The sequence below is a fragment of the Jeotgalibacillus sp. ET6 genome (assembly GCF_029667115.1).
Classification (GTDB): Bacteria; Bacillota; Bacilli; order Bacillales; family Jeotgalibacillaceae; genus Jeotgalibacillus.
Genome location: NZ_JARUIU010000185.1, coordinates 1 through 251 on the forward strand (window position 1 = coordinate 1; position 251 = coordinate 251).

General features: G+C 44.6%; 1 protein-coding gene. It reads left to right on the forward strand.

Annotation, left to right across the window (positions count from 1 at the left end):
* Positions 1-189 (forward strand): Trp family transcriptional regulator (locus P6709_RS20130; RefSeq protein ID WP_278242666.1); only part of this gene is annotated, 189 nt, incomplete at its 5' end.
* Between the last annotated feature and the right edge of the window lie 62 nt (positions 190-251).

The window sequence follows — 251 nt, forward strand, 5'->3', positions numbered from 1 at the left end:
GGTAAGACGTATCATAAGATTGAAACAGAAACCGGCGCAAGCACAGCGACGATTTCCCGCGTAAAAAGATGCCAATATTGTGAACACTATCGCATCGAGTATCGGATCGGGGTTACTTTCCTTTTTACTTCTCATTCTCGTCTCTGCCTTAAACTCAATAACCTGACCGCCTGCTGCTTCAGAGTTTGAAGGGTCTATATCCAATGGAAAGCGGGGCCGTTTTCGTGAGAAAGGCAGAAAACGAATTTATT